Genomic DNA, 25,872 nt, shown 5'->3' with positions numbered 1-25,872 from the left:
CCGCCGGCGTCAGCCCTGCGCGCTGAAGGCCGCGCCCGTCACCCCGCAGCTGTCATCACCCATCAGGTACAGGTACAGCGGCATGATGTCTGCCGGCGACGGGTTCGTGGTCGGTACCTCCGCAGGGTAGGCGGTGCGGCGCATGGCGGTGTTGGTGGCCCCCGGGTTCAGGCTGTTGACCCGCACGCGCGAGGTGTTTTCCAGTTCGTCTGCCAGCACCTGCATAAACCCCTCAGTCGCGAACTTCGACACCGCGTAGGCGCCCCAGTACGCACGTCCGCGACGACCCACTCCCGATGAGGTCATGACAATGGACGCCTGCGGTGCCTGTTCCAGCAGCGGTAGCAGGGCCCGGGTGAGCAGAAACGGCGCGTTGACATTGACCTGCATGACGTCCGACCAGGCCCGCCAGGAGGCATTCGCGATCGGGCGCCGCTCCCCCAGCACGCTGGCGTTGTGCAGCAGGCCATCCAGGCGGCCAAAGGTGCTTTCGATGGCCCCCGCCAACCCCGCATAGTCATCTTCTGTCGCCGTCGCCAGATCCATCGGAAACAGCGCCGGCTGCGGGCCACCTTCGCGCTCTATCGCATCGTAAACCGCCTCGAGTTTTTCCTGGGTGCGGCCCAGCAGGATAACCGTGGCGCCGTGGCGCGCGAACCGCTCAGCTGCAGCGCGCCCTATGCCGTCACCGGCTCCGGTGATGAGAATGGTCTTGTCGACGAGCAGGTCCGGCGCCGGTGTGTAGTTGTCGGGGAGTCCTGGGCCGTTCATGTACTGTCCTCAAGCGGGTAGGTGGGTACCGAGAATCAGGGGCGCGAGGTCTCTGCTGCTGCTCACGCTCGCGTCTGCGCCCCACAGAGTGGGGTTGTCATCGGCCTCGATGTAGCCATACAGGGCGGCCACGGTGTACATGCCGGCGCGCCGGCCGGCTTCGATATCGCGCTGATGGTCGCCAATATAGATGGCCTGTTCGGGTTGGCAGCCCAGCTCCGCACAGTTGCGCAGCAGGGCCTCCGGGTGTGGTTTGCGCTCGCGAACGTCGTCGGGGCAGACCAGGCTGCCAATGGACGGCTGGAGGTCGAGGCGCGCCATCAGGGGCGCGGCAAAGGCGCGCGGCTTGTTGGTGGAGACGCCCCAGGCGATGCCGCGCTCGGCCAGTGCGCCGAGCAGCGCGGGAATGCCGGGATACGGCCGGGCGCTGCTGCCCAGCACCTCCGCGTACAGGGCGAGCAGGCGCTGCCGCTGGGCCTCGAATTCCGGGTCTGTTTCTACCGTGCCGAGGGCGAGTGTGACCAGGGCGCGTGCGCCGTTGGACACACTGGCGCAGATACGCGCCGCCTCCAGTGGCGGCAGCCCGTGTTCGGCCCGCAGGGCCTGCACCACCACGACGAATTCGCTGGCGGTATCGACTAGTGTGCCGTCCAGGTCGAACAGCACCGCGCGCAGGTTATCCGGACGCGGCGGGCTCATGCCGCTGGCTTGCTGGCGCGCAGCATATAGTTGACCGAGACATCGCGCTCGTGCAGCCGGTACTGGCGGGTAAGCGGGTTGTAGAGCAGACCGGTCATGCCTTCGACCCGCAGTCCGGCGGCGCGAACCCAGGCAGCGAGCTCCGAGGGTTTGATGAACTTGCTGTACTCGTGTGTACCCGCGGGCAGCAGCTTCAGCACGTATTCCGCGCCGACAATGGCAAAGGCAAAGGCCTTCGGATTGCGGTTGATGGTGGAGAAATACAGGCTGCCGCCGGGCTGCGCCAGCTCGGCGCAGGCCGCCACCACGGCTGACGGGTCGGGCACGTGTTCGAGCATCTCCAGGCAGCAGACCACGTCGTAGTGGCCGGGTTGCTCCGCGGCGAGCTCTTCGGCCGTCGCCTGCCGGTAATCCACCGCGACCCCGGATTCGAGCTGGTGAATGCGCGCCACGGCCAGGGGAGCCTCTCCCATGTCGATACCGGTGACGGTGGCACCGCGTTGTGCCATCGATTCGGCGAGTATGCCGCCGCCGCAGCCCACATCCACCAGCGTTCGGCCCGCGACAGGGGAGTGTTGATCGATGTAGTTGGCGCGCAGCGGGTTGATGTCGTGCAGGGGTTTGAATTCACTGTTCCGGTCCCACCAGCGCGAGGCGAGGGCCTCGAACTTGGCGATTTCCTGGGGGTCGACGTTGGCACGTGCAGTCATTGCTGTTGTCCCGTAATGCGTTGTTGCCAGTATTGGCTGCGCGATGCGATGGCGGCCAGGTCCAGCCCCTGCAGCTGGCGGTCGCGCAGGCGCAGTTGCCCGGCGATCCAGCTGTGGGTGACCTGGCTGCCGTTGCAGGCGTAGACCAGTTGTGAAAGCGGGTTGTAGAGGGGCTGGGTCTCGGGCCCGGTGAGGTCCACGGCGATCAGATCGGCCAGCTTGCCCTGTTCCAGGCTGCCGATCTGCTCTTCCAGTCCCAGGGCTCGCGCACCCCCCAGGGTAGCCATGTGCAGCGCCTCTGCCGCCGACAGCGCGCTGGCATCCTGGCTGGCCAGCTTCGCCAGCAGGGCGGCGCTGCGCATTTCGTCAAACAGATTCAGGCTGTTGTTGCTGGCGGCGCTGTCCGTGCCGAGCGCCACATTGACACCGGCGGCCAGCAGGCGTGTCACCGGGCAGGCGCCAGAGGCCAGCTTCATGTTGGACTTGGGGCAGTGCACAACGTGGGCGCCAGTCTCGGCGAGTAGCGCGATATCCTGCTCCCCGAGGTCTGTCATGTGGACACATTGTGTGCGTGGCCCCAGCAACCCCAATCGGTACAGGCTGTCCAGGGGGCGCTCCCCGTGAGCTTCCACGGCCTGCAGCACTTCGCCGCGTGTCTCATGCAGGTGGATCTGGATGCTGGTATCCAGTTCGGCGGCCAGCATGGCCACCTTGGCCAGGTTGGGGTGGCTGACGGTGTAGGGTGCGTGGGGGCCGAAGCCGACGCTGACCAGGCTGCTGTGCTTCACTGCATCCCGCAGCGCCAGCCCCTTGCTGATGTATTCATCCGCCTCCCGCGCCCAGGGGGTGGGGAAGTCGAGCACCGGAAAACTGATCTGACAGCGCATGCCCATGCGCTGGGCCGTGCGTGCGCAGGCGTCGGGGTAGAAATACATGTCGGAAAAGGTCGTGGTGCCGGCACGCAGCATCTCGGCGATGGCCAGCGCCGCCCCATCGGCGACAAACTCCGCGCTGACATGACGGCCTTCGGCGGGCCAGATATGCTGCTCCAGCCACGGCATCAGCGGCAGGTCATCGGCGTAGCCACGCAGCAGACTCATGGCGGCATGGCCGTGGGCGTTGACCAATCCCGGCAGCAGGGCGTGACCAGGCAGCTCGAACACGTCTGTCGCGGACAGACGCGTCGCATCTGTCCGCGGCACGATTGCCACAATGCGGTCATCGCGAATCGCCAGGCTGTGGTTTTCCAGCACCTGGCCGGTGGGCGCCACGGGTATGATCCAGCCCGGGTGGATAAGGGTGTCTACTGTCTCGGCGGGCGCGCTCATGAGGCCTCGATCGGGGGCTTTCAGCCAGGGATTTGCGGTTTCGTGCCCGGGGCGTCGCACCGCAGTTTGCATTGGTTTCCCAGTATAACCGGAATTCGCCGATTGCCGCCCGAACGGCCGCCATAATCTGCAAAAACATGGCGACAAAGTGGCTTCTGCCGTATAATTCGGGGTTTGTGCCGGGCGCTTGCCCTGGCCCGGTAAGCGGGCCCCCAGCCCGGCCCGAGTTCGCCCTGGCGCCGTGCCGTGGCGGCTCCCCGCAGTCATACAAGGAAGCTGTTGTACATGGGTGAATTAGCCAAGGAAATTCTTCCCGTCAATATCGAGGACGAGCTCAAACAATCGTACCTCGACTATGCGATGAGCGTGATTGTCGGGCGCGCGCTGCCTGATGTCCGCGATGGACTGAAACCGGTTCACCGCCGGGTACTGTTCGCCATGAACGAGTTGAACAACGACTGGAACAAGGGTTACAAAAAATCCGCCCGCGTGGTCGGTGACGTGATCGGTAAATACCACCCGCACGGCGATTCCGCTGTCTACGACACCATCGTGCGCATGGCGCAGCCCTTCTCCATGCGTTACATGCTGGTCGACGGCCAGGGCAACTTCGGCTCTGTGGACGGCGACTCCGCAGCCGCCATGCGGTACACCGAGATCCGCATGCGCAAGATTTCCCATGCCATGCTGGCGGATCTCGACAAGGAAACCGTCGATTTTGTCGATAACTACGACGGTACCGAGCGCATCCCGGTTGTGCTGCCCACCAAGGTGCCCACCCTGCTGATCAACGGCTCTTCGGGTATCGCCGTCGGCATGGCCACCAATATACCGCCCCACAACCTGCGCGAAGTGGTAGGCGGCTGTCTGGCCCTGATGGCCAACCCGGATATCACCGTCGATGAGCTGATGGAGTTCATCCCCGGTCCCGATTTCCCCACCGGCGGCATCATCAACGGCCGTGCCGGCATCATCCAGGCCTACCGCACCGGGCGCGGGCGTATCTATGTGCGCGCCAAGGCCGAAGTGATCCACGAGGAAAAGAAGGGGCGGGATGTCATTATCATTCACGAAATCCCCTACCAGCTGAACAAGGCGCGCCTCATCGAGCGCATTGCCGAGCTGGTGAAAGAAAAGAAGATCGAAGGTATCTCGGAGCTGCGCGACGAATCGGACAAGGATGGCCTGCGCGTGGTCATCGAGCTGCGCCGCGGCGAAATCGGCGATGTGGTGTTGAACAATCTGTACGCGCAGACCCAGCTGCAGTCGGTGTTTGGCATCAACATGGTGGCCCTGGTGGACGGGCAGCCGCGGGTGCTCAACCTCAAGGAGATCATCGAGGCGTTTATCCGCCATCGCCGCGAGGTGGTGACACGGCGCACGGTCTACCTGCTGCGCAAGGCGCGCGAACGCGGTCATATCCTGGAAGGCCTCGCGGTGGCGCTGGCCAACATCGACGAAGTGATCGAGCTGATCAAGTCGTCGCCGAGTTCCTCCGAGGCGCGTGAAAAACTGATCGCTGCCGCCTGGGCCCCGGGCGATGTCCTGGCGATGCTGGAGCGCGCGGGGGAGGACGCCTGCCGTCCGGACGAACTGGAACCGCAATACGGCCTGATAGACGGCCAGTATCACCTGTCACCCGTGCAGGCCCAGGCCATCCTCGACCTGCGACTGCATCGCCTCACCGGGCTGGAACACGAAAAGCTGCTCAACGAGTACGATGAAAAGTTGCGCGAAATCGCTGACTATCTGGAGATTCTCGCCGACCCGGATCGCCTGAAGCTGGTGATTCGCGAAGAGTTGGAGGAACTGGTTACCGAGTTCGGTGACGACCGCGTGACTGAAATCAGTGCCTCGCAGCACGACCTCACGGTTGAGGACCTGATCACCGAGGAGGACAGGGTGGTCACCATCAGTCACCTCGGTTACGCCAAGACACAGCCGCTCTCGGACTACCAGGCCCAGCGTCGCGGTGGCACCGGCCGCTCTGCCACGGCGGTGAAGGACGAGGACTTTGTCGAGCATCTGGTGATTGCCAGCACCCACGCAACCATTCTCTGCTTCACCGACCTGGGCAAGGTGTACTGGCTCAAGGTCTACCAGATTCCGCTGGCAACGCGTAATTCCCGCGGGCGCCCGATGGTCAATCTGTTGCCGCTGGAGGTGGGAGAACGCGTCACCTCAATCCTGCAGGTGAATGAATACACGGAAGGCTGGTACATCTTTATGGCGACGGCCAACGGCACGGTGAAGAAAACCGCCCTGACCGACTTCGCGCGCCAGCGCAGTGTCGGGTTGCGCGCACTGGCCCTGGACGAAGGGGATGTGCTGGTGGGCACGGCGCTCACCGACGGTAGCTGCGACGTGATGTTGTTCAGTAGCGGTGGCAAGACGGTGCGTTTCCGCGAGGACGATGTGCGCGCCATGGGGCGCACGGCGCGCGGGGTGCGGGGTATCCGCCTGGATGAGGGCCAGCGCCTGATCTCTCTCATCGTGCCCAGGGAGGGAGGACGTATCCTCACGGTCACCGAGAACGGCTACGGCAAGCGCACTGAGGCCAGCGAGTTCCCCACCAAGGGGCGTGGTAACAAGGGCGTTATCGCCATGTCAACGAGCGCCCGTAACGGGGCTCTGGTGGGCGCCACCCAGGTGTTCGACGGCGACGAGCTGATGCTGATCTCCAATCAGGGCACCTTGGTGCGCACCCGCGCCGATGAGGTGTCCCTGCTGGGTCGCAACACGCAGGGCGTCAGAGTGATTCGCACCCGCACTGACGAGTACCTGGTCAGTGTGGAGCGGGTGGCCGAGCCTGAACTGGGTGCGGCTGACGATTCCGGGGAGGGCGGCGAGTAACTCGACCGTTTTCCCACCATCTCGAGGAAATGACTGAAATGACCCGCTTGTACAATTTTTGTGCCGGCCCGGCGGCCCTGCCTGAGCCGGTTCTGGAAACCGCCCGCGAGGACATGCTGGACTGGCACGGGCGCGGCCTGTCCGTGATGGAAATGAGCCATCGCAGCAGCGAATTTGTCGGCATCGCCGAGCGTGCGGAGGCTACACTGCGCAAGCTGCTGGCGATCCCCGACGAGTACGCCGTGCTGTTCCTGCAAGGGGGCGCGAGCCTGCAGTTTTCCGCGGTACCCCTGAACCTGATGCCAGAGGGCGGACGCGCCGACTACCTGAATACCGGGCAGTGGTCCAAGAAAGCCATTGCCGAGGGCAAGCGCTTCGGCTCGGTGAATGTGGCGGCCAGCGCCGAGGCGGGCAATTTCAGCTCGATACCGGCCCGGGACAGCTGGCAACTGTCTGCGGACGCAGCGTATTTTCACTACACCCCCAACGAGACCATCGGCGGCGTGGAGTTCCACTGGGTGCCTGACGTGGATGCACCGCTGGTGGCCGACATGTCCTCGACCATCCTGTCGCGGCCGGTTGATGTGTCACGTTTCGGCGTTATCTATGCGGGCGCACAGAAGAATATCGGGCCTGCAGGCCTGACCCTGGTCATCGTGCATCGCGACTTGCTGGGTCGCTCGCGCCCCCTGTGTCCAGTCATGCTCGACTGGAAAACGGCGGCGGACAACGATTCGATGTACAACACGCCCCCCACCTTCGCGCTCTACCTCGCGGGGCTGGTGTTTGACTGGTTGCAGGAGCTTGGCGGGCTAACGGCCATGGCGGAGCTCAACCGGCGCAAGGCGGATAAGCTCTATGCTGCCATCGACAACAGCGCGTTCTATGCCAACCCGGTGGAGGTCGCCAGCCGTTCGCAGATGAATGTTCCCTTTACCCTGGCTGATGCCAGCCTCGACAAGCTCTTCCTGCAACAGTCTGCCGAGGCCGGCCTGCTCAACCTGGCCGGGCACCGCTCTGTCGGCGGGATGCGCGCCAGTATCTACAATGCGGTGCCGGAGGCGGCAGTTGATGCGCTTATCGCTTTCATGCAGGATTTCGAGCAACGTAACGGCTGACACGGCGGCACTCTGATGGCAGATACCAGGGATCTCGATCAGGTCAGGGCGGACATTGACGCCATTGACCGTGAAATCCAGAACTTGATCCAGCGCCGCGCCCAGTGTGCCCAGCGCGTCGCCGACATCAAGCTGGAGGAAGTGCTGGCACTGCGCAATCGGGGTGAAGCCGCGGCGGAGGTGGTGTATTACCGGCCGGAGCGCGAGGCACAGGTACTGCGCCGCATCATCGAACGCAATGGCGGCCCCCTCGAGGGCACCGCAGTGGCGCACATCTTCCGCGAAATCATGTCTGCCTGCCTCGCCCTGGAGCGCCCTCTGCAGGTGGCCTACCTGGGCCCTGAGGGCACGTTCACCCAGGCGGCAGCGCTCAAGCACTTTGGGCATGCCGCGCTCTGCGTGCCACAAAACACCATCGATGGCGTTTTTGCACAGGTGGAATCTGGCGAGTGCAACTACGGCGTGGTACCGGTGGAGAACTCCACGGAGGGCATGGTCAGCCATACGCTGGACAACTTCATGGATTCGCCGTTGAAGATATCCGGCGAAGTCGAAATGCGTATCGTGCACCACCTGCTGGTCGCCCCCGGCACTGCAGAGTCCGACGTCACGCGGATCTGTGCGCATCAGCAGGCACTGGCGCAGTGCCGCAACTGGCTGGACACACACTGGCCCCGGGTTGAGCGCGAGGCCGTGAGTAGCAACGGTGAGGCGGCGCGCCTGGCAGCCACGACGCCGGGCGTTGCGGCTGTTGCGGGTGACATGGCGGCGGAACTGTACCACCTGGATCGCCTGGCGGAACACATCGAGGATTATCCCGACAACACCACCCGCTTCCTGGTCGTGGGGCGTGAGGAAGTGCCGCCCAGTGGGCGCGACAAGACCTCACTGATCGTGTCCAGCCGCAACAAGCCGGGTGCACTGTTTACCCTGCTGGACCCCTTCCGTCGCGCCGGCGTCAGCCTGACCCGCATCGACACCCGTCCTTCGCGCACGGAAAAATGGGCCTATGTGTTCTTCATCGAGTTCGAAGGGCATATGCAGGATGAGGTGATCCGCAGCATCGTCGCCGACCTGGAAGAACAGTCCATCCTGCTCAAGCCCCTGGGCTCCTACCCGCAGGCGGTTCTCTAGCCATGGCGCAGTCGGGAGCCGGAGCGGCGGCTGCGCGACCCACTGTGGTCGTGCTCGGACTGGGCCTGATTGGCGGATCGCTGGCCGCAGCCCTGCGTGGCAACGGTTTCGCGGCGGCCTGTATCGGCTGGGGGCACCGCGAGGCCTCGCTGCGGCGGGGCGTGCAGATGGGTGTTATAGACCGGTACACACTGGTACTGGAGGAGGCGGTGGACGCCGCGGATATTCTGGTGATTGCCACGCCCACCCTGATTGCGGAGGAGATGCTGGAGCGTATCCTGCCCCGGTTGCGCGATCGCGCCCGGCCTCCGGTCATCACCGATGTCGCCAGCGTCAAGGGCAGTCTGCAGCGCGCGGCGGAGCGTGTCTGGGGGTCGATGCCGCCGCGGCTGGTGTTGGGTCACCCGATCGCCGGCTCCGAGCGCAGCGGTGTCGAGGCCTCGAATGCCGGACTGTTCGAGAAGCATCGGGTTATTCTGACGCCTGTGGCCGCCAACGACCCTTCAGCGGTGGAACTGGTGCGCGCCATGTGGGCGAGCACCGGTGCCGAGGTGGTTGATATGGCGGTCGCGGATCACGACCGGGTGCTCGCGGCGACCAGTCACCTGCCCCATGTCCTCGCCTACGCGCTGGTGGATGCACTGGCGCGCAGCGATGCCAGCGATGATATCTTCCGTTTTGCCGCGGGCGGTTTTCGTGACTTCACGCGCATTGCCTCCAGCGACCCGGTGATGTGGCGGGACATTGCCATTGCCAACAGGCCGGCGCTGCTGCAGTCTATGGACCTGTTTACCACGCATCTTGATGAACTACGCGCAGCAATTGAGGCCGGTGACGGCGATGCATTGCTGCAGACGTTTTCCCGCGCCAAGGCCGCGCGCGATGAATTCGCCGCCCTGTTGGCGGCACGTGGCCAGTCGGTCACCTGAGCCAGAGAACGCCAGAGAGAATCCCGCATGGAATTTCAGTTAATGCCCGGTGGTGTCATCAGCGGCGAAGCCCGCGTCCCCGGGGACAAGTCCATTTCACACCGGTCCATCATGCTGGGTGCGCTGGCAGAGGGCACCACACGGGTGAGCGGGTTTCTCGAGGGTGAGGATGCGCTGGCTACTGTGGCGGCGTTCCGCGCCATGGGTGTGTCAATTGAAGGCCCCGAGGAGGGGAGAGTGGTCATCCACGGTGTCGGGCTGCACGGCTTGCAGGCGCCATCGGGAGCGCTGGACATGGGGAATTCGGGTACCAGTATCCGTCTCCTCAGCGGCTTGCTGGCGGGTCAGCCGTTTGATAGCGAATTGACTGGCGACGTTTCCCTGTGCAAACGGCCCATGGGCCGCGTAATGGATCCCCTGCGTTTGATGGGTGCCCACATAGAGGGCGCCGGGGCCGGCACGCCGCCGCTGCATATTGTCGGCGGGCAGACGCTGCGTGGCATTCACTACGATCTCCCCATGGCCAGTGCACAGGTCAAATCCTGCGTGCTGCTCGCCGGGCTGTATGCCTCGGGCACAACCTCTGTGACCGAGCCGGCTCCGACACGCGATCACACGGAGCGCATGCTGCGCGGCTTCGGCTATACCGTCGGTACGGAGCAGGGGGTGATCAGCCTTGCCGGCGGCGGTCAACTGCGGGCGACCGAGATCGATGTGCCGGCGGATATCTCCTCCGCCGCCTTCTTCCTCGTGGCGGCGAGCATCGCGCCGGGTTCGGACCTGCTGCTGACCCATGTCGGCGTCAATCCCACCCGCATCGGGGTATTGAACATCCTGCGTGCAATGGGCGCTGACCTCACGCTGAAAAACGCGCGCGAGGTCGGTGGCGAGCCGGTGGCTGATATTCGCGTGCGCTATGCGCCACTCACCGGCATCGATATCCCGCTCGACCAGGTGCCGCTGGCGATTGACGAGTTTCCGGCCTTGTTCATTGCCGCCGCCTGCGCCAGTGGCCGCACGGTTCTGCGCGGGGCGGAGGAATTGCGCGTCAAGGAGAGTGACCGCATCGCTGCGATGGCGGCGGGCCTCACCACGCTCGGCGTCGTCAACGAGGTGCTGGAGGACGGTATCGTCATCGAGGGTGGGCCGATGGGGGGTGGCGTCATCAACACCTACCACGACCACCGTATCGCCATGTCCTTTGCCATCGCCGCCCTGCGGGCCAACGAGGAGATTCGCATACTCGATTGCGATCATGTCAGCACCTCCTTTCCCGGTTTTGATGCCCTGGCGAGGGGTCTCGGCCTGCAAATATCCGCGCGGGTCGATTGATGCAGGGCCAGCCGGTGCCGGTGATTACGGTTGACGGCCCCAGTGGGGCCGGCAAGGGTACGCTGAGCCACCTGCTTGCCGACGCTCTGGGTTGGCATTTTCTCGACAGTGGAGCGCTGTATCGGGTCACTGGCCATGCCTGTGTGTTGGAAGGGGTATCCTGGGAGGATCACGCCGCCGTCGCCGCTGTGGCCCGCCACCTGGACGTCGTGTTCACCACCGACCGCAATGGGGAGGTGCGTGTCGCCTATAAAGGCAGCGATGTCAGTCGCGCCATCCGTACCGAGGAAGGCGGTCGGGGTGCTTCCACGGTGGCGGTGATCCCGGCGGTACGGACGGCCCTGTTGCAGCGCCAGCGCGAGTTCTGCCAGCCCCCCGGACTGGTCGCCGACGGTCGCGATATGGGCACCGTGGTGTTTCCCGATGCCGCGCTGAAAATATTCCTCACGGCCAGCGCTGAAGAGCGCGCACGGCGCCGTTACCTGCAGTTGCTCGACAAGGGAGAAAATGTTAGTCTCCCGCGCCTTCTCGAGGACATCGAGGAGCGCGATGCGCGCGATAGCAGCCGCTCCGTCTCCCCGCTGGTTCCCGCTGAAGATGCCATTGTCATTGACAGCAGCCGTTTGCCCATCAGCGACGTGTTTACTGCGGTCATGGAGGCAGCGCGCAGGCGCGGCCTGGTGTGACGATACTGGCGCATTGCAGCGTCGCCACACGCAAGGGTGTTTAACCCGCTTTCCCAGGGCCGGTTCCAGAAGTGGCCGGGGATCGCTTTAACGGATGACCCGTGCCAGCTGGAGGCGCGGCAAGGCGGTTAGCCGCCGTACTCTCACAAACAGGTAATGTGTAATGAGCGAATCCTTCGCTGAACTCTTTGAAGAAAGCTTGAAGACCGTCGAGATGGAGCCGGGCAGTATTGTCACCGGTGTCGTCATCGACATAGACAACGAGTGGGTCACCGTCCATGCCGGGCTGAAGTCCGAAGGCGTGATTCCTCGTGCCCAGTTCGTCGACTCTGCGGGCAACTGCTCCCTGAGCATCGGCGATGAAGTCCAGGTTGCACTGGAAACCGTGGAAGATGGTTTCGGTGAGACCAAGCTGTCCCGCGAAAAAGCCAAGCGCGCCGAGTCCTGGAAAGAGCTCGAAGCCGCGCATGAGGCGGACGAAGTGGTCAAGGGTGTTATCAACGGCAAGGTCAAGGGTGGCTTTACCGTGGATATCAATACCATCCGCGCGTTCCTCCCCGGCTCGCTGGTTGACGTGCGCCCGGTTCGTGACACCGCGCACCTGGAGAACAAGGAACTCGAATTCAAGGTCATCAAGCTGGACCAGAAGCGCAACAACGTGGTGGTATCCCGCCGCGCCGTGATGGAAGCGGCGAACAGCGTTGAGCGTGAGGCCCTGCTGGAATCCCTGCAGGAAGGCATGTCCGTCAAGGGTATCGTCAAGAACCTCACCGACTACGGTGCGTTTGTGGATCTGGGCGGTGTGGACGGCCTGTTGCACATCACCGACATGGCGTGGAAGCGTATCAAGCACCCCTCCGAGATCGTCGAAGTGGGTCAGGAAATCGACGTCAAGATCCTCAAGTTCGACCGCGAGCGCAATCGCGTCTCCCTGGGCCTGAAGCAGCTGGGCGAGGATCCCTGGGTCGAAATCACCAACCGTTACCCGGAAGGCAGCCGCGTCAAGGCGCGTGTCACCAACCTCACCGACTACGGCTGCTTTGCCGAGCTGGAAGAGGGTGTCGAGGGTCTGGTTCACGTCTCCGAGATGGACTGGACCAACAAAAACGTGCACCCGTCCAAAATCGTCCAGCTGGGCGACGAGGTCGAGGTCATGGTGCTGGATATCGACGAGGAGCGTCGCCGCATTTCGCTGGGTATCAAGCAGTGCCAGCAAAACCCCTGGGATGCATTCGCCTCACAGTATGCCAAGGGCGACAAGATTTCCGGCAGTATCAAGTCGATCACCGATTTCGGCATCTTCATCGGCCTGGAAGGCAACATCGACGGCCTGGTTCACCTCTCCGACATCAGCTGGAACGAGGCGGGCGAGGAAGCCGTGCGCAACTACAAGAAAGGCGACGAGATCGAGACCGTCATTCTCTCCATCGATCCCGAGCGCGAGCGTATCTCGCTGGGTATCAAGCAGCTTGAGGACGACGCGTTCTCCGGCTTCGTCGGTGAAAATGACCGCGGCGCCATCGTCACCGGTGAAGTCATCGCGGTTGACGCGCGCAGCGTTACCGTGCAGCTGGCGGATGAGGTTGAGGGTATCCTCAAGGCCTCGGATATCAGCCGCGAGAAGGTGGAAGACGCACGCAGCGTGTACAAGGTCGGCGACAGCGTTGAAGCCAAGATCATCTCGGTTGATCGCAAGAATCGCAGCGTGGTGCTCTCGGTCAAAGCCAAGGACTACGACGACGAGAAAGATGCGGTGAAGTCGCTCAAGGACCAGGAAGAATCGTCTTCTCCCGGTACGATCGGCGACCTTATCAAGGCGCAAATGGAGAAGTGATCGCCCGCTGGGGCGCTTGCGTCCCACCGGCAAGCCCCAGGGCGTCCACTCGCCCCGGGGCTTCACCGAACCGCAAAGGCTCACCGTTTGGTGGGCCTTTTTTCTATATAAAATAACGAGTTGCGTAACTGCCCCGGCGGCGTCACAATAGATTCCCTGAGCACGGCCGACCGAAGGCTGGCGAGAGCGCAGGTGGATAGGGGCCCGCGATGACGAAAAGTGAACTGATTGAGGCAATTGCCGCCCGACAGGCACAGCTTTCGCTGAAAGATGTGGAGCTGGCGGTCAAAACCATCATTGAACACATGTCCGAGGCGCTTTCCGGTGGTGAGCGGATCGAGATCCGTGGGTTTGGCAGCTTTTCCCTGCACTACCGCGAGCCGCGCCGCGGGCGCAACCCGAAAACCGGCGACACCGTCGAGCTCACCGGCAAGTATGTGCCGCACTTCAAGCCCGGCAAGGAACTGCGGGAACGGGTCAACCTGGGTCTGCAGGCGGGGTTGTGAACGTGGTTGCTGCGTCACGTGGCGGCGCCGGCCGCGTTGCGAATCTGCTGCGCCGGCTGATCGTCGTGCTGGTCGTACTCGCCATGCTGGCGGCCGGCGTACTGTTTGCCGTGCAGAACCCCCAACCGGTGGCGCTGGATCTGCTGGTTATCGACCTGGCACCACGCAGTCTCGCGCTGTGGCTGCTTGCCACGCTGGCGCTGGGTGGTTTGCTGGGGTTGCTGGCGTCCAGCATCATTATCCTGCGTTTGCGCGGTAACCTTCTGCTGGCCCGGCGCAAGCTGGAAAACTGCAAAGTTGAACTGGATCGTCTGAGGGTCGCCGGACTTAAAGACGGTGACTGACCTGCTCGTATTTGCGCTCCTGTTTGTCGCCATCGGCATCGGCTGGTGGCTGGGGCGACGCAGCGCCAGCGCCCGTGTCTCTGCGGTGCCCGGCCAGTATTACAAGGGGCTGAATTATCTCCTTGACGGCCGACCGGACGGCGCCGTTGACGCCTTTATCGACGCCCTCGAAGTCAACAGTGAAACACTGGAGACCCACATCGCGCTCGGCAACCTGCTGCGCAAGCGCGGGGAGGTAGATCGGGCGATACGCATTCACCAGAATCTGTTGGCGCGTCCCAGCCTGCCTCGACCACAAATCCACCAGGCGCACCTGGAACTGGCGCGCGACTACATCAGCGCTGGACTCTTTGATCGTGCCGAACGCTTGTTGCTGGACCTCGTCAAAGACTCGCCGGAGCAGCGCCGCGCCAGTCGCCGGCACCTCTTGGAAATTTTCCAGAGCCAGCGCGAGTGGGCTCAGGCCGTGGAGGTGGCGACGGCGCTGTTGCCACGCAAGACGCTGCTCGGCGCGCCTGCGCCACCGCCCAGCGGTGCCAGTCGTCAACCGGTCGCGGTGGCCCTGGCGCACTACCACTGCGAGCTCGCGGCAGAACTGCTGGAGCAGGGCAGCCTGCAGGAGGCGCGCAAGCAACTGCAGCAGGCCCTGCATCACGATCGCCGCTGTGTGCGTGCCTCACTGATGCTGGGCGACCTGGAGTGCCAGGCCGGGCAGTACAAGGCTGCGATCAAGGCTTTGCGCAAGGTGCAGCAGCAGGACCCGGACTACATACCCGAGACCATTCCGGCGTTGCACGAGGCGTACAGCCAGCTGGGTGACACGGCCCCATTGCGGCAGTATCTGCAGGAATGCCTGGAATCCAGTCCCGCAACCGGCCTGGTGGTTGCTGTGGCCGATGACGTGCGCAGCCGCCACGGCGACCAGGCGGCGATGGAGTTTCTGACTGACCGCCTCGCAACGTCGCCGTCTCTGGGCGGCTTGTCACGGTTGATTGAGTTGCAGGCCGCCAACACCGAGGGTCCGGTGCGTGAAAACCTGACATCGTTGCAGAAGCTGGTGGCGCGCCTGCTCGCGGAGCGCCCCAGTTACCGCTGCGGCCATTGCGGCTTTTCCGGTCGTCAACTTCACTGGTTCTGTCCCGGTTGCAAGCACTGGGGCACCGTTAAATCCATTCGCGGCAATCGGGTCGACTGAGCGTCGCCGCAGTTATTGAAGGCGTGTTTTGATGCAATCTCCTGTTCTCGTCGCTCTGGATTATCCCGATGAGGCCTCGGCGCTGGCACTCGTGGAGCAGCTGTCACCGACGCTGTGTCGGCTCAAGGTGGGCAAGGAACTGTTTACCCGCAGCGGCCCGGGCCTCGTGCGGCGCTTGCAGGATCAGGGTTTTGACGTGTTTCTGGATCTCAAGTTTCACGATATACCCAATACTGTAGCCTCTGCGGTTCGGGCAGCGGCAGACCTGGGTGTCTGGATGGTCAATGTGCACGCCAGCGGGGGACGGCGCATGATGGAGGCGGCGGCAGCGGAACTGGCTCGCCTGCAGCAGGCGCCGCTGCTGATTGCCGTCACCGTGCTGACCAGCATGACGGACGAGGATCTGCGCGAGCTGGGTTGCACTGAAGGTGCGCTGGCCCGCGTCACAGCGCTTGCTGGTCTCGCGGCGGACTGTGGCATGCAAGGGGTGGTCTGCTCCGCTGAAGAGGCGCCTGCGCTGCGCGCACAGCGTGGTGGTGAGTTTCTCCTGGTAACGCCGGGTATTCGACTCGCGGGTGATGCGCCGGGTGACCAGCGTCGTGTCGTGACGCCCGCCGCAGCGCGTGAGCGCGGCGCCGATTTTCTGGTTATTGGACGCTCCATCACCGCAGCGGCCGATCCGCTTGCCGCGCTGCATCGGGTACATGAAGAGCTGGGCACCGCAACCAGTCGCTGAGTGCCGCGAATACCATCAGATGTGACCGCAGGCCTCTTCTTCCCGTGAGGGACTGCTAGACTTCGCTTCGATACGGATGTGCAGGGATGCCACAACGTCATACGGAGATAACGCCATGTCGATCAACCAACCTACCCAATACCTGTATGGGGCGCACCAGCGCCTCACCTTGTTACGCGAGCGTCTTTCGCGGTGGCCGGCCTTGCTGGGCACCCTTGCCGTTTGCCTGTGCCTGGGCGCTGCGACCGCGCCGGCCTCGGCTGCGCCGGAGGTGCCGCCCCTCGCCGCTGAGGCGAGTGTTGCCCGGGTCAACATCAACACGGCGGACGCCGCCACACTGGCCGCCGGGCTGAAGGGTGTGGGCCTCTCCCGCGCGCAGGATATCATTCGTTACCGGGAGGCCTACGGGCCCTTCAAGTCGGTGGAGGAACTGGCTGATGTCAAAGGCATTGGCCAGTCCACTTTGGAAAGAAACCGCACTGTCATAACACTGGATTAGGCGGCCGGCATCCGTATCATGGGGGCTTGTGCCCCCATTTTTTTTCGGCGCGCCCACGCGGGCCCGCAGGGTATCCCATGCATCAATACCACGCCCGCGTGGCAGACGGTAACAAGGCTGTAGTGAGGTCTGTATGTCAGTTCTGGTGACCGGTGCCACCGGCTATATTGGCCGTGCCTTGACTGAACGACTGCATCGGGACGGTGAGTCGACCGTGTTGGTCAGCCGCCGGGGGGCGATTCCCGGGCGCGGCAAACCCAGCCATGCAGTGGATCTTGCCACCGGCACTGTCAGCGACGAACTGTTGCGCGGTGTCGAGACGGTCTACCACCTGGCAGGCATCGCCCATCGGCGGGCGGCGGAGGGCCAACACGCTGCTGTGAACTGCCGCGCGACGCTGGCGCTGGCGGAGGCAGCCGAACGGGCGGGGGTCCAGACCTTCGTTTTTCTGAGTAGCGTCAAGGCCATGGGTGCGGCGGCTACCGCCATGCCGCGTCGGGAGAGCGAAGTGGCGCCGCCAGCCGATGCCTATGGGCGTTCGAAGTGGGAGGCGGAGTGTGCGCTGCGTGAGCGCTATGCCGGCAGCGCGATGTCGGTGATCATACTGCGGCCGGCGCTGGTGTATGGCCCACGTCCCAAGGCGAACCTGAAGTGGCTGCTGCGCGCCGCGCGCTTCCAGCTACCGGCTCCCCCCGCAGGTGGCGCGCGCTCCATGGTAGGTCTCGACGACCTGGTCGAATTGCTGCTTCTGCTGCCCCGCTGCGGCCTGAGCGGCGTGAGTACCTTCAATGTCACAGACGGGCACGCTTACAGTGCGCGAGAGAGCTTCCTCCTGTTGCGCGCCGCGCTGGGCAAGGAGGGGGCGGGTAGAACCGGCCCCGCCTGGCTGTGGCGATTGCTTGCGGCACTGCTGGATTTTCTCCAGCGCCAGCCACAGGGCAGCAGTTACGATCGACTGTTTGCTGCCGAGCGCTATGACAATCACGCCGTGCAGGAGGCGACCGGCTGGAGGCCGCGTCAAACACTCGCCACGGTGGCGCCGATGATGGTCGCCACGCTGTGAGCCTTGCACTGCTTACAGCGCCCGTGGCGGTGGCGCTGCTGTGTGGCCTCTGGTTGCGGCTTGCGCGCAGCGGTCGCTGGGTCGATACACCGGGTCACCGCAGCGCGCACCGGCAGCCCACGCCCAGCGGCGGTGGGGTGGGCATTGTTCTCGGTTTGGCGGCATCGGTGTGGGTCGCAGCGCTTGCGGGTGTCCTGTGGCCGCCTGTATACGGAGTCTTGCTGGGGCTCGCTGCCCTGCTGATGTTGGTGGGCCTGCTCGACGACCGGTACAACCTGCCCGCGCTGCTGCGGCTGGGCTGTTATGCCCTCGCCTGCGCGGTGTTGATGGCTGCACTGTACCTGGTTGTCCTGCCGCGCGCGGGCTTCCCGGGGCTGCCGCTGCCACTGTGGCTGCAACTCCCGTTACTCGCGCTCGGTCTGCTCTGGCTGGTCAACCTGTACAACTTCATGGATGGCATCGATGGGCTCGCTGCCCTGCAGGCCTTTCTGGCCGGGATGAGCGGGGCACTGCTCGCGCTGCTCGCGGGTGATCCCCCACTGGCGCTGATGTGTGCGCTTCTGGCCGCTTGCCAGCTGGGCTTTCTCTACTGGAATTGGCCGCCAGCCCGTCTGTTCATGGGTGATGCGGGCAGCGTGCCGCTCGGTTTCCTGCTCGGTGGTCTCGCCCTCATCGCGGCCGCTCACGGTACGCTGCCGCTGGCCTGCTGGCTGGTGTTGCTGGCCGCCTTCATTACGGATGCGACCTGGACCCTGCTGGCGCGCTGGCGCGCAGGAGCCAGGCTGTTCGAGGCGCACCGGGACCACGCCTATCAGCGCCTGGCGCGCTACTGGAACTCCCACCTGGCGGTGGACTTTGTGCTGATCGCGCTCAATGCGCTGTGGCTGTTTCCTTTGGCGTGGACGATTCTGCGTTGGCCACAATTCCAGCTTTTCTTGGTAATTTTGGCATACCTTCCGCTCCTGCTCGGCATGGCGAAGTTACGGCGATTGACGTAACATCGGAGGTTCCGGGTTCGCGCGACTGCGATGCACTGCAAGCGGGCCTGTCACGACTATCCGGAGTGGGAGGGATTTTGCTGAATCGGCTTGGCAATGGTGTGCTGCAAGCGATATCCGGGGTGCTTGGAAGCGTCCGGGATGCACTGGAAAAACTCATAGAACTCCCGCGAAATATCAAGCAGGCTCTGCTCCTTGCCCTGGACATGGTGTTCGTGAGCGCGGCCATGTGGTCGGCGGTGGCACTGCGCCACGGCAGTACGGACTTCACGCTCGGCCCCACTGAAATCGCCTGTGGCGCCATCACTGTCGTCATCAGTGCAATTATATTCCTGCGCCTTGGCCTGTATCGCGCGGTCATCCGCTTTATGGGTCAGCAGGCAATCTGGGCGGTGATCACCGCCGTCACCTATTCAACGCTGATTCTGTCCGCCTCGGTATTCGTCGCCCAGGCTGAAGTGCCGCGGACCATGCCATTTTTCTACTGGGGCATTGCGCTGCTGTTGATTGGGGGTACCCGCCTCACCGTGCGCGCTTACTACCAGGCCAAACTGCGCTCGCTATCGCGCAACGTCATCATCTACGGCGCCGGTGAATCTGGCCGGCAGCTGCTCACGGCATTGCACCATGGTGACCAGTATCGGGCTGTGGTCTTTGTGGACGACGATCCGCGTCTGCAGCACTCGGTGATCAACGGCCTGCAGGTGGCGCGCCCCGAGGAAATCAAGCGTCTCATCGGCGAACACAACATCACCCAGGTCTTGCTCGCCATTCCGGCCGCGTCGCCAGAGCGGCGCCGGGAAATCATCAACTCCCTGGTGGGGCTGCCGGTGCACGTGCGCACGGTGCCCAAGATCAATGAACTGGTGGCGGGGCGGGCCAGCGTCAACCAGATTCAGGACATCGATCTCGATGACCTGCTGGGTCGGGATCCGGTGCCGCCGCATCCCGAACTGATAGACCGCTGCATCACCGACAAGGTGGTGATGGTGACGGGGGCAGGGGGCTCCATCGGGTCGGAGCTGTGCCGCCAGATCCTGACCTCCGGGCCGCGAGAGCTGGTTCTGCTGGACAACTCCGAGTACGCCCTGTATCGCATCGAACGCGAGCTGCGGGAGATGGGTCAGGCATTGGGCGCGAGCGTGGAGATCATCGCGCTGCTTGGGTCGGTGCAGGATCAACGCCGGCTGGAGACCGTGTATCGCACCTTTGCCGTGCAGACGGTATACCACGCGGCGGCGTACAAGCATGTCCCCATGGTTGAATACAACGTGGCGGAAGGGGTGGCCAATAACGTGTTCGGCACCTGGTATGCCGCGGAGGCTGCACGCAAGGCTGGAGTGGAAACCTTCGTTCTGGTGTCCACCGACAAAGCCGTACGGCCTACCAATATTATGGGCGCCTCCAAGCGCTTCGCCGAGATGGTGTTGCAGGGCCTGGCCCAGCGCGACTCCGGCACGCGCTTCTGCATGGTCCGCTTCGGCAATGTGCTGGGCTCCTCCGGCTCCGTCGTGCCGCTCTTTCGGGAGCAGATTGAAGGCGGCGGCCCGGTGACGGTGACCCACCCCGAAGTGTCGCGTTATTTCATGAGCATTCAGGAAGCGGCACAGCTGGTGCTGCAGGCCGGTGCCATGGGAACCGGGGGCGACGTTTTCGTACTGGACATGGGTGAGCCGGTGCGCATTGTCGATCTCGCGCGGCGTATGATCCGGCTGAGCGGCTATGAAATGCAGCACGACAGCCACGCCCACGATCACATACAAATCGAGTTCATTGGCCTGCGACCCGGGGAAAAGCTGCGGGAAGAGCTGCTGCTGGGCAGCAACGTGACGGGCACCGGGCACCCCATGATCATGCGTGCCGAGGAGGAGTGTCTCTCCTACAACCAGATTCACCGCATGCTGACTGAACTCATGCAGCATTGCGATGTGATGGATTGTGCCGGTATCACCTCGGTGCTGAACGCCGCGGTGAGCGGCTTCAACCTGCACGAGGTGCGCTATGACCACGTCTGGCGCAAGCAGGGCATGGCAGGGCGCTCTGTGCTCGCCAAGCCCAAGCAAAAGCCGGCGGCCGTCGGTTTGTCCAATGTCCAGGAACTGTTTCCGGACAAGTCCTGAGCGCAGCGGTAAGGAATCAGAATGGATTACGATGTCTTCAATGGCGATGCGGATGGTCTGTGCTCGCTGGTTCAACTGCGTCGGGCGGAGCCCCGTGACGCAACGCTTGTAACGGGCGTAAAACGGGATATCGCCCTGCTGCAGCAGGTTCAGGCTGGCAGCGGTGACCGCGTGGCAGTGCTGGATATTTCGCTGGACAAGAATCGCGCTGATCTGCAGCGGCTGCTCAACGCCGGCGCAGAGGTGTTCTACTGCGACCACCACTTTGCCGGGGACATTCCTGAGAGTGCCCGGCTCGACGCGGTGATCAACCCGGCAGCGGATGTGTGCACCAGTCTGCTGGTGAATGGTCGCTTGCAGGGGGCCTATGCGGCCTGGGCCGTTACCGGTGCTTTCGGCGACAATCTGCGCGACTCTGCGCAGCGCCTGGCGAAAACCCTGGACCTGGATGAGGCGCAGCTGCAGGCGCTGGAGAATCTGGGGATTTATATTAATTACAACGGCTACGGCCCGTCACTGGAGGATCTCCACTTCGCGCCGGCAGCGCTGTATCGGCTGTTGGCGCGGCACGATGATCCCTTCCAGTTCATGGCGGCGGAGCGGGCGCATTTCGAGCGCCTGGAGACGGGTTACCGGGAAGATATGTCCGCAGCGGCCTCGCTGCAACCAATCTACCGGGGCGATAGTGCCGCAGTGTTCCTGCTGCCCGACGCCGCCTGGGCGCGCCGTGTCAGTGGGGTATTCGGCAACGATCTCGCCAATCAGGATCCGGCACGCGCGCATGCGGTGGTGACGGAGAGAGCTGACGGCGACTACCTGGTCAGCGTGCGGGCACCGCTGGATAACAAGACGGGTGCTGATGTGCTGTGTCGGGAGTTTCCCACCGGCGGCGGACGTTCAGCTGCGGCGGGAATCAACGCCCTGCCGGCGAGCCAGTTGCAGGCCTTCGTCGACCGTATCGCGGCGTTTTACGCCTAAGGGGCACGGGCGCCCTCAGGCGCTCCCTCGGGGTTCTGGACGCCACCGGTAACGGCTATGCGCATGGCTTCCTCGACACTCAGGTCGACGGATTCAAGCTGGTTCGCGGGCAGGTAGACGGTATAACCCCCTAACTGATAACTCATGGGTAGATAGACACCGACCACCGATTCGTCGACTGCTCCCCGTAAACGCCTGGCGGGCTCGCGCGAGGTGACGAAGCCCAATAGCCGCATATTCTCGCCGATCTTCACAAGGACCACAGAGTCCGCCTGCTGCTTGTTGGCGATGCTGAAAGCCCGCAGGACATCCTGAATGGCGCCGTGCACTGACTTCACCAGCGGAATTCGGCTGAGCAGGGCGTCACCCAGTCGCAGCAGATGGCGCACTGCGTAGGCATTCACCAGTACACCAATCGCCGTCAGCAGGACCAGTCCCGAGATCACGCCGAGTCCGGCAAAATACCAGTCTGCCGGAAGAATGGCTCTGAGCGCGGCACCGGCCATGGCCTCGATGGTCATCAGCAGCCAGTACACCAGATACAGTGTGAGTGCGACCGGCAAGACGGCGACCAGTCCCTGTAGTGTGAGTGCAGCAATGCGTTTCATGAGAGCCCTTCAGTGATGTGCGATCGAAAAGACGCGGGTAGCGTACACGGTTCCAGCGCTCGCTACACGCAGGGGCGTCAGGCGGCGAGTGCTGCCTTCAGCGCGCCTTGCCAGCCCAGTGCTCTGGCGACGGCCTCGAATTCCCCGCCGGGACCGGTTCGTAGCTCCAGTGCGCTGCCGTGGGTCGGGTGTTGCAGGTTCAATTTGACACAGGCCAGCAGCAATCTGTGGCAGTTGAAGTGCTGTTGGAAGAAACGGTTGTGAACGCCCTTTCCGTGGTTTGCGTCACCGATTATCGGATGGCTGATGTGCTTGAGGTGGCGGCGCAGCTGGTGCCGGCGCCCGGTGACCGGGCGCAGCAGCACCAGGCTGTAGCGCGTGGACGGGTAACGGTCTACGGCAACGGGCAGATCCGCTGTGGCGAGGCGTTGGAACAGGGTCACCGCGTCCTGTGTGCGCGCTGGCATCGGCTTGCCTGACCCCGCGGCAGAATCGTGGTTCTCCGTCAGGGGATGATCGATGGTTCCCTGTTCAGGGCACCACCCGCGCACGATGGCGATGTAGGTTTTACCCGCGCTGCGGCGGGCAAACTGGCCAGCGAGTGCAGCCGCTGACTCTGGGCTTCGTCCAAACAGCAGAACACCGGATGTGGGTTTGTCCAGGCGATGGACCGGGTAAACCCTGTGCCCCAGCTGGTCGCGCAGCAACTGTAAGGCGAAGCGGGTCTCGTGGCGATCAATGGGACTGCGATGGACCAGAAGTCCGGCGGGCTTGTTCACTGCGACGAGATCCTCGTCGCAGTGCAGTATCTCCAACACCCTGCGGGCGCCGCCTGCTAGCTCTTGATGGCGCAGCTTTCGCGGGAATTGCCGGCATCGAAATAGGCCTGGAAAACCTTGGGGGTGCGGCCGCGCCCAGTCCATTCGTGCTTCTTGCCATCGATAACAAGGCGATACTTGGGCGCGACTGTCCCGGCTTTGCGGCCTTTGCTCGTCGATTTGCGGCCGCGGGTTCCCGCTGACGCCTTCTTCAGATCCTCGGGTTTGAGGCCACTTTCTGCCAACAGGCTATTTACTTTGCGAATGGTGGCAACGCGGTCTTTTTCCAGTTTTCTTTTGGTTTTTTCTTTTTCCGCGCGCAGCGCCTCATTTAAAGATGCGATCAGTTTTTCGAGCTCTGCCTGGCTAAGACGGCGGGCTTCCGCCTTGGCTTTTACTTTGGAATTTGCAAATACCGCCAGTGCTGATGGTTTGACTTTCATTTTCATACTCCTGCCTGATAACACGCGAATTATATTCGAACTGAAGTAAACAAGGCAAAAAGCGATTTAAATGATTTAATAGAAACGGTATCTATTTGGTAATTGCGAAAACTTTGATCCATGTTGTGCCGCTGTTGGAAACGGTGATTTCGGATACCATTCAGCGCCGTTCGGTCAGCCGTCAATCAAGCCGTGCGTCGCTGCGCGTCGCTGTGATGACCAACAGCCAGATAACGCCGTTATCCCTGATTGCATTTACCGCGTTATCCGCATAATTCACGATTTCAATTGGCCAGTCGGTAAATTCCTTGTGTGACGGCGTATAACGTTCCAGTGGCGCGTGATTCTCCCGCCAGCGTTCAATATTTACATTCTCCCACCAGGGAGTCGTAAACAATTTACGTATCCGATCAATATCGCCCATGATAAATATTTCGTTGCCATGGAAATGTATCGGTGCGTCGAAATACACCCGGCCTCCGGGTTTTGTGACGCGAGCGATTTCCGCCAGGCAATCTTCATAGCACGCAGGTTCCCGCAGGCCACCAGCGCGCTGCCCCCAATGCTCAATGGATTGAACGCCAAATACACGGTCGAAGGTCGCAGTAGGGAAAGGCAGGGCGTTCACCAGTCCGTGGCCCCCAGTGCCTATGCGGGCGGGACGTGAAGCAGGCTGTTGCGGATCGATACCCGTCCAGCGGCTGCCGTTGCGGACCACCAGGTTGCGGGCCAGTTTGAAGCGTCCGAAGCCAACCTCCAGTACCTCCTCCCCGACGCAGTCGTGAAAATGTGCCTCCACGGAAGAGACAACGCATTTACGCAGCGGCGTGCCGAAGCGAATGCTGCAGCGCTGTCTGGCGGCGTCAAAGCTTCGGCAACCGGCGCAGGATACCCTGCGCTCATCACCGTTATCCTGCCAGTACTGTCCCTGCCATTTTCTTGCGCAGGCAGCAGGTGAAATCATGGCGCTGTGCAGGCGCTTGAGCAGGGAGTCGCGTTTCGAGTGCATTATTGTCGCTCCGGGCACAGGGTGTCACAGAGCGCTAGGATAACCGGGATGGCTGTGAAAAATAAAAGGGCGTGGAAGGGGCGATAAAGAATAAAATGGCGTGGAAGGGGCGATGGGCGAAAGCAGGTCCGTCACGAATTCAAGGTCGCCGCCGTGGGTTCTGTAGGCTGGTGACCCGTACCAGCCAACAACTAGCGCTGGTTTTTTGCATCACGGCGAGCCCTTTTGGTCAGCGGCTTACCCTCTGCATCAACAGTACTTTTTGGCGTCTCGCCCTTGGCAGTCTTTGATGCGCGGCTACGCATGATCAGCCCCAGTGTTTCCTGATCGCGCAGTTTGATCGCATTCTTCTCCAGAGTATCGAGCTCTTCAAAGCTGTATACGTCGTTTTTGAGCTTCTCTATTCTGTTCATATTGCGCTCGTATGCGTGAGTGGGCAGAGATGGGGGTCAACAGCGGTAACCGTCGCCACCTGATCCGACAGTTACCGGCCGGAACAGGCCTGGTCCCGCTAACAGATCAAGCCGCCGCTGATGCTTCCTTGGCTTCGCTTTCAGGCGAATCCGCCACTTCAGCCCCGGGCCCCCCGACTTTCGCCTCCAGCTCAGCGACTTTCCGCCGCAGCTCCGCGTTTTCCTTCTTGGTCTCGCTGAGCGTTTTCTGCAGCAGGTCGGAGGCGCGGGTCTTTTCAGCCAGTTTCTTCTTGCTGGCGTCGAGGTTCTTCTTCATACGCACCGGGTCGAATTGCGTGAGACCCTTGTTCTCCTCCCGCACCGCCGCCAGGTCTTTCTGCAGGGTCTTTATCCGCTGCTTCAGGTCGGCGATTTCCGCCAGCAGTCGCTCACTGCGATTGTGCAGCTCGCGGGCCCGCTGCTCGGCCTTCTGGCTGTCTGTCGCCTTGCCGGTCAGATCTGTGATGGTCTCCAACTGCTTGTCAACGGCGGCCTGGAGTTCTGACTCCCGGGCGCTCAGGCGGTCGATTTCGGCGGTCTTGGCATCGAGCTGTTGCTGATATTCGGCGCGGAGATTCGCCTCGAGTTCCATGATTTTTTCAAGTTTACTGGCTGTTAGCATAGGGCTTCCGGGGTGCTTACGTGGTCTGAAAAAAAAAGGTTCATCGCGGGTTAGCGGGAATTTGGTAGAGGCGAACGGTCAATCGGT

Annotated in this window: 26 protein-coding genes; 16 read left to right on the top strand and 10 right to left on the bottom strand. The window is 62.9% G+C overall.

What is annotated here, in order from left to right:
- Nucleotides 1–9: 9 nt before the first annotated feature.
- Genes AACZ17_RS14665 through AACZ17_RS14650 form a run of 4 tightly spaced genes read right to left on the bottom strand, consistent with a single transcriptional unit; the run spans nucleotide 10 to nucleotide 3,508 of the window.
- Nucleotides 10–771, bottom strand: a complete 762-nt coding sequence (locus AACZ17_RS14665) for a YciK family oxidoreductase (protein ID WP_290741684.1) — start codon at nucleotides 769–771, stop codon at nucleotides 10–12.
- Nucleotides 772–780: 9 nt separating this feature from the next.
- Entirely contained in the window at nucleotides 781–1,470 is a 690-nt protein-coding gene (locus AACZ17_RS14660) for an HAD-IA family hydrolase (protein WP_290741686.1), read from the bottom strand.
- Nucleotides 1,467–2,180 (bottom strand): bifunctional 2-polyprenyl-6-hydroxyphenol methylase/3-demethylubiquinol 3-O-methyltransferase UbiG, encoded by a 714-nt coding sequence (gene ubiG, locus AACZ17_RS14655; RefSeq protein WP_290741688.1) that lies wholly within the window; start codon nucleotides 2,178–2,180, stop codon nucleotides 1,467–1,469. Before ubiG ends, AACZ17_RS14660 begins: the two co-directional genes overlap by 4 nt.
- Entirely contained in the window at nucleotides 2,177–3,508 is a 1,332-nt protein-coding gene (locus AACZ17_RS14650) for a TRZ/ATZ family hydrolase (protein ID WP_290741690.1), read from the bottom strand. The genes ubiG and AACZ17_RS14650 overlap by 4 nt, the downstream gene beginning before the upstream one ends.
- A gap of 285 nt (nucleotides 3,509–3,793) precedes the next feature.
- Between AACZ17_RS14650 and gyrA the strand changes: the two genes are divergently transcribed.
- The 16 genes from gyrA (at nucleotide 3,794) to AACZ17_RS14570 (ending at nucleotide 21,833) form a co-directional block, all read left to right on the top strand.
- Entirely contained in the window at nucleotides 3,794–6,361 is a 2,568-nt protein-coding gene (gyrA, locus tag AACZ17_RS14645) for a DNA gyrase subunit A (protein ID WP_290741692.1), read from the top strand.
- A 38-nt stretch (nucleotides 6,362–6,399) separates the two neighbouring features.
- Complete coding sequence (gene serC / locus AACZ17_RS14640; protein ID WP_290741694.1) at nucleotides 6,400–7,479, top strand: 3-phosphoserine/phosphohydroxythreonine transaminase; 1,080 nt, start codon at nucleotides 6,400–6,402, stop codon at nucleotides 7,477–7,479.
- A 15-nt stretch (nucleotides 7,480–7,494) separates the two neighbouring features.
- Entirely contained in the window at nucleotides 7,495–8,613 is a 1,119-nt protein-coding gene (gene pheA / locus AACZ17_RS14635; protein WP_290741696.1) for a prephenate dehydratase, read from the top strand.
- A 2-nt stretch (nucleotides 8,614–8,615) separates the two neighbouring features.
- Nucleotides 8,616–9,542 carry a prephenate dehydrogenase/arogenate dehydrogenase family protein gene (locus tag AACZ17_RS14630; protein ID WP_290741698.1) on the top strand — a complete coding sequence of 309 codons (927 nt, stop codon included), beginning with the start codon at nucleotides 8,616–8,618 and terminating at the stop codon, nucleotides 9,540–9,542.
- Nucleotides 9,543–9,569: 27 nt separating this feature from the next.
- Complete coding sequence (gene aroA / locus AACZ17_RS14625; protein ID WP_290741700.1) at nucleotides 9,570–10,874, top strand: 3-phosphoshikimate 1-carboxyvinyltransferase; 1,305 nt, start codon at nucleotides 9,570–9,572, stop codon at nucleotides 10,872–10,874.
- Nucleotides 10,874–11,560, top strand: a complete 687-nt coding sequence (cmk, locus tag AACZ17_RS14620; protein WP_339638665.1) for a (d)CMP kinase — start codon at nucleotides 10,874–10,876, stop codon at nucleotides 11,558–11,560. The genes aroA and cmk overlap by 1 nt, the downstream gene beginning before the upstream one ends.
- A 163-nt stretch (nucleotides 11,561–11,723) precedes the next feature.
- On the top strand, nucleotides 11,724–13,394 hold the full coding sequence (gene rpsA, locus AACZ17_RS14615; protein WP_339638663.1) for a 30S ribosomal protein S1: 1,671 nt from the start codon (nucleotides 11,724–11,726) through the stop codon (nucleotides 13,392–13,394).
- Nucleotides 13,395–13,603: 209 nt separating this feature from the next.
- Entirely contained in the window at nucleotides 13,604–13,900 is a 297-nt protein-coding gene (locus tag AACZ17_RS14610; RefSeq protein ID WP_027949028.1) for an integration host factor subunit beta, read from the top strand.
- The gene (locus AACZ17_RS14605) at nucleotides 13,897–14,244 is read left to right on the top strand and encodes a lipopolysaccharide assembly protein LapA domain-containing protein (protein WP_290741708.1); all 348 of its coding nucleotides are present in this window, start codon (nucleotides 13,897–13,899) and stop codon (nucleotides 14,242–14,244) included. Before AACZ17_RS14610 ends, AACZ17_RS14605 begins: the two co-directional genes overlap by 4 nt.
- A complete protein-coding gene (gene lapB, locus AACZ17_RS14600; RefSeq protein ID WP_290741710.1) occupies nucleotides 14,237–15,439 on the top strand; it encodes a lipopolysaccharide assembly protein LapB in 1,203 nt (400 codons plus the stop codon). The genes AACZ17_RS14605 and lapB overlap by 8 nt, the downstream gene beginning before the upstream one ends.
- Before the next feature lie 31 nt (nucleotides 15,440–15,470).
- Nucleotides 15,471–16,175: an orotidine-5'-phosphate decarboxylase gene (gene pyrF / locus AACZ17_RS14595; RefSeq protein ID WP_290741712.1), complete on the top strand. Its 705-nt coding sequence runs from the start codon at nucleotides 15,471–15,473 to the stop codon at nucleotides 16,173–16,175.
- 115 nt (nucleotides 16,176–16,290) lie between these two features.
- Nucleotides 16,291–16,674 carry a ComEA family DNA-binding protein gene (locus AACZ17_RS14590; protein WP_290741714.1) on the top strand — a complete coding sequence of 128 codons (384 nt, stop codon included), beginning with the start codon at nucleotides 16,291–16,293 and terminating at the stop codon, nucleotides 16,672–16,674.
- A 133-nt stretch (nucleotides 16,675–16,807) separates the two neighbouring features.
- Nucleotides 16,808–17,737 (top strand): NAD-dependent epimerase/dehydratase family protein, encoded by a 930-nt coding sequence (locus AACZ17_RS14585; protein WP_290741716.1) that lies wholly within the window; start codon nucleotides 16,808–16,810, stop codon nucleotides 17,735–17,737.
- Complete coding sequence (locus tag AACZ17_RS14580; protein ID WP_290741718.1) at nucleotides 17,734–18,735, top strand: glycosyl transferase family 4; 1,002 nt, start codon at nucleotides 17,734–17,736, stop codon at nucleotides 18,733–18,735. Before AACZ17_RS14585 ends, AACZ17_RS14580 begins: the two co-directional genes overlap by 4 nt.
- 77 nt (nucleotides 18,736–18,812) lie before the next feature.
- On the top strand, nucleotides 18,813–20,855 hold the full coding sequence (locus AACZ17_RS14575) for a nucleoside-diphosphate sugar epimerase/dehydratase (protein WP_290741720.1): 2,043 nt from the start codon (nucleotides 18,813–18,815) through the stop codon (nucleotides 20,853–20,855).
- Between the two features lie 21 nt (nucleotides 20,856–20,876).
- On the top strand, nucleotides 20,877–21,833 hold the full coding sequence (locus AACZ17_RS14570) for a DHH family phosphoesterase (protein WP_290741722.1): 957 nt from the start codon (nucleotides 20,877–20,879) through the stop codon (nucleotides 21,831–21,833).
- Here AACZ17_RS14570 and AACZ17_RS14565 read toward each other — a convergent pair.
- The 6 genes from AACZ17_RS14565 to AACZ17_RS14540 form a co-directional block, all read right to left on the bottom strand.
- Entirely contained in the window at nucleotides 21,830–22,441 is a 612-nt protein-coding gene (locus tag AACZ17_RS14565) for a DUF502 domain-containing protein (protein WP_290741724.1), read from the bottom strand. The genes AACZ17_RS14570 and AACZ17_RS14565 overlap by 4 nt on opposite strands.
- Nucleotides 22,442–22,518: 77 nt before the next feature.
- Complete coding sequence (locus AACZ17_RS14560; RefSeq protein WP_339638656.1) at nucleotides 22,519–23,220, bottom strand: pseudouridine synthase; 702 nt, start codon at nucleotides 23,218–23,220, stop codon at nucleotides 22,519–22,521.
- Between the two features lie 56 nt (nucleotides 23,221–23,276).
- Nucleotides 23,277–23,702, bottom strand: a complete 426-nt coding sequence (locus AACZ17_RS14555; RefSeq protein ID WP_290741728.1) for an H-NS histone family protein — start codon at nucleotides 23,700–23,702, stop codon at nucleotides 23,277–23,279.
- A 181-nt stretch (nucleotides 23,703–23,883) separates the two neighbouring features.
- Nucleotides 23,884–24,666: a methyltransferase domain-containing protein gene (locus AACZ17_RS14550; RefSeq protein ID WP_290741730.1), complete on the bottom strand. Its 783-nt coding sequence runs from the start codon at nucleotides 24,664–24,666 to the stop codon at nucleotides 23,884–23,886.
- A gap of 236 nt (nucleotides 24,667–24,902) precedes the next feature.
- The gene (locus AACZ17_RS14545; RefSeq protein ID WP_290741732.1) at nucleotides 24,903–25,124 is read right to left on the bottom strand and encodes a hypothetical protein; all 222 of its coding nucleotides are present in this window, start codon (nucleotides 25,122–25,124) and stop codon (nucleotides 24,903–24,905) included.
- Nucleotides 25,125–25,230: 106 nt separating this feature from the next.
- Entirely contained in the window at nucleotides 25,231–25,785 is a 555-nt protein-coding gene (locus AACZ17_RS14540; RefSeq protein ID WP_290741734.1) for a hypothetical protein, read from the bottom strand.
- Nucleotides 25,786–25,872 lie beyond the last annotated feature (87 nt).

This window comes from uncultured Haliea sp., assembly GCF_963973825.1.
Lineage (GTDB): Bacteria > Pseudomonadota > Gammaproteobacteria > Pseudomonadales > Halieaceae > Haliea.
Note: the sequence above shows the minus strand (reverse complement) of the source record. Positions and strands in the feature narration are given on the sequence as shown.

Excerpts from the sequence above, each read along its gene's own strand:
- AACZ17_RS14665 (WP_290741684.1), bottom strand. The coding sequence starts at position 771 with ATGAACGGCCCAGGACTCCCCGACAACTACACACCGGCGCCGGACCTG.
- AACZ17_RS14660 (WP_290741686.1), bottom strand. The coding sequence starts at position 1,470 with ATGAGCCCGCCGCGTCCGGATAACCTGCGCGCGGTGCTGTTCGACCTG.
- ubiG (WP_290741688.1), bottom strand. The coding sequence starts at position 2,180 with ATGACTGCACGTGCCAACGTCGACCCCCAGGAAATCGCCAAGTTCGAG.
- AACZ17_RS14650 (WP_290741690.1), bottom strand. The coding sequence starts at position 3,508 with ATGAGCGCGCCCGCCGAGACAGTAGACACCCTTATCCACCCGGGCTGG.
- gyrA (WP_290741692.1), top strand. The coding sequence starts at position 3,794 with ATGGGTGAATTAGCCAAGGAAATTCTTCCCGTCAATATCGAGGACGAG.
- serC (WP_290741694.1), top strand. The coding sequence starts at position 6,400 with ATGACCCGCTTGTACAATTTTTGTGCCGGCCCGGCGGCCCTGCCTGAG.
- pheA (WP_290741696.1), top strand. The coding sequence starts at position 7,495 with ATGGCAGATACCAGGGATCTCGATCAGGTCAGGGCGGACATTGACGCC.
- AACZ17_RS14630 (WP_290741698.1), top strand. The coding sequence starts at position 8,616 with ATGGCGCAGTCGGGAGCCGGAGCGGCGGCTGCGCGACCCACTGTGGTC.
- aroA (WP_290741700.1), top strand. The coding sequence starts at position 9,570 with ATGGAATTTCAGTTAATGCCCGGTGGTGTCATCAGCGGCGAAGCCCGC.
- cmk (WP_339638665.1), top strand. The coding sequence starts at position 10,874 with ATGCAGGGCCAGCCGGTGCCGGTGATTACGGTTGACGGCCCCAGTGGG.
- rpsA (WP_339638663.1), top strand. The coding sequence starts at position 11,724 with ATGAGCGAATCCTTCGCTGAACTCTTTGAAGAAAGCTTGAAGACCGTC.
- AACZ17_RS14610 (WP_027949028.1), top strand. The coding sequence starts at position 13,604 with ATGACGAAAAGTGAACTGATTGAGGCAATTGCCGCCCGACAGGCACAG.
- pyrF (WP_290741712.1), top strand. The coding sequence starts at position 15,471 with ATGCAATCTCCTGTTCTCGTCGCTCTGGATTATCCCGATGAGGCCTCG.
- AACZ17_RS14590 (WP_290741714.1), top strand. The coding sequence starts at position 16,291 with ATGTCGATCAACCAACCTACCCAATACCTGTATGGGGCGCACCAGCGC.
- AACZ17_RS14585 (WP_290741716.1), top strand. The coding sequence starts at position 16,808 with ATGTCAGTTCTGGTGACCGGTGCCACCGGCTATATTGGCCGTGCCTTG.
- AACZ17_RS14570 (WP_290741722.1), top strand. The coding sequence starts at position 20,877 with ATGGATTACGATGTCTTCAATGGCGATGCGGATGGTCTGTGCTCGCTG.
- AACZ17_RS14565 (WP_290741724.1), bottom strand. The coding sequence starts at position 22,441 with ATGAAACGCATTGCTGCACTCACACTACAGGGACTGGTCGCCGTCTTG.
- AACZ17_RS14555 (WP_290741728.1), bottom strand. The coding sequence starts at position 23,702 with ATGAAAGTCAAACCATCAGCACTGGCGGTATTTGCAAATTCCAAAGTA.
- AACZ17_RS14550 (WP_290741730.1), bottom strand. The coding sequence starts at position 24,666 with ATGATTTCACCTGCTGCCTGCGCAAGAAAATGGCAGGGACAGTACTGG.
- AACZ17_RS14545 (WP_290741732.1), bottom strand. The coding sequence starts at position 25,124 with ATGAACAGAATAGAGAAGCTCAAAAACGACGTATACAGCTTTGAAGAG.
- AACZ17_RS14540 (WP_290741734.1), bottom strand. The coding sequence starts at position 25,785 with ATGCTAACAGCCAGTAAACTTGAAAAAATCATGGAACTCGAGGCGAAT.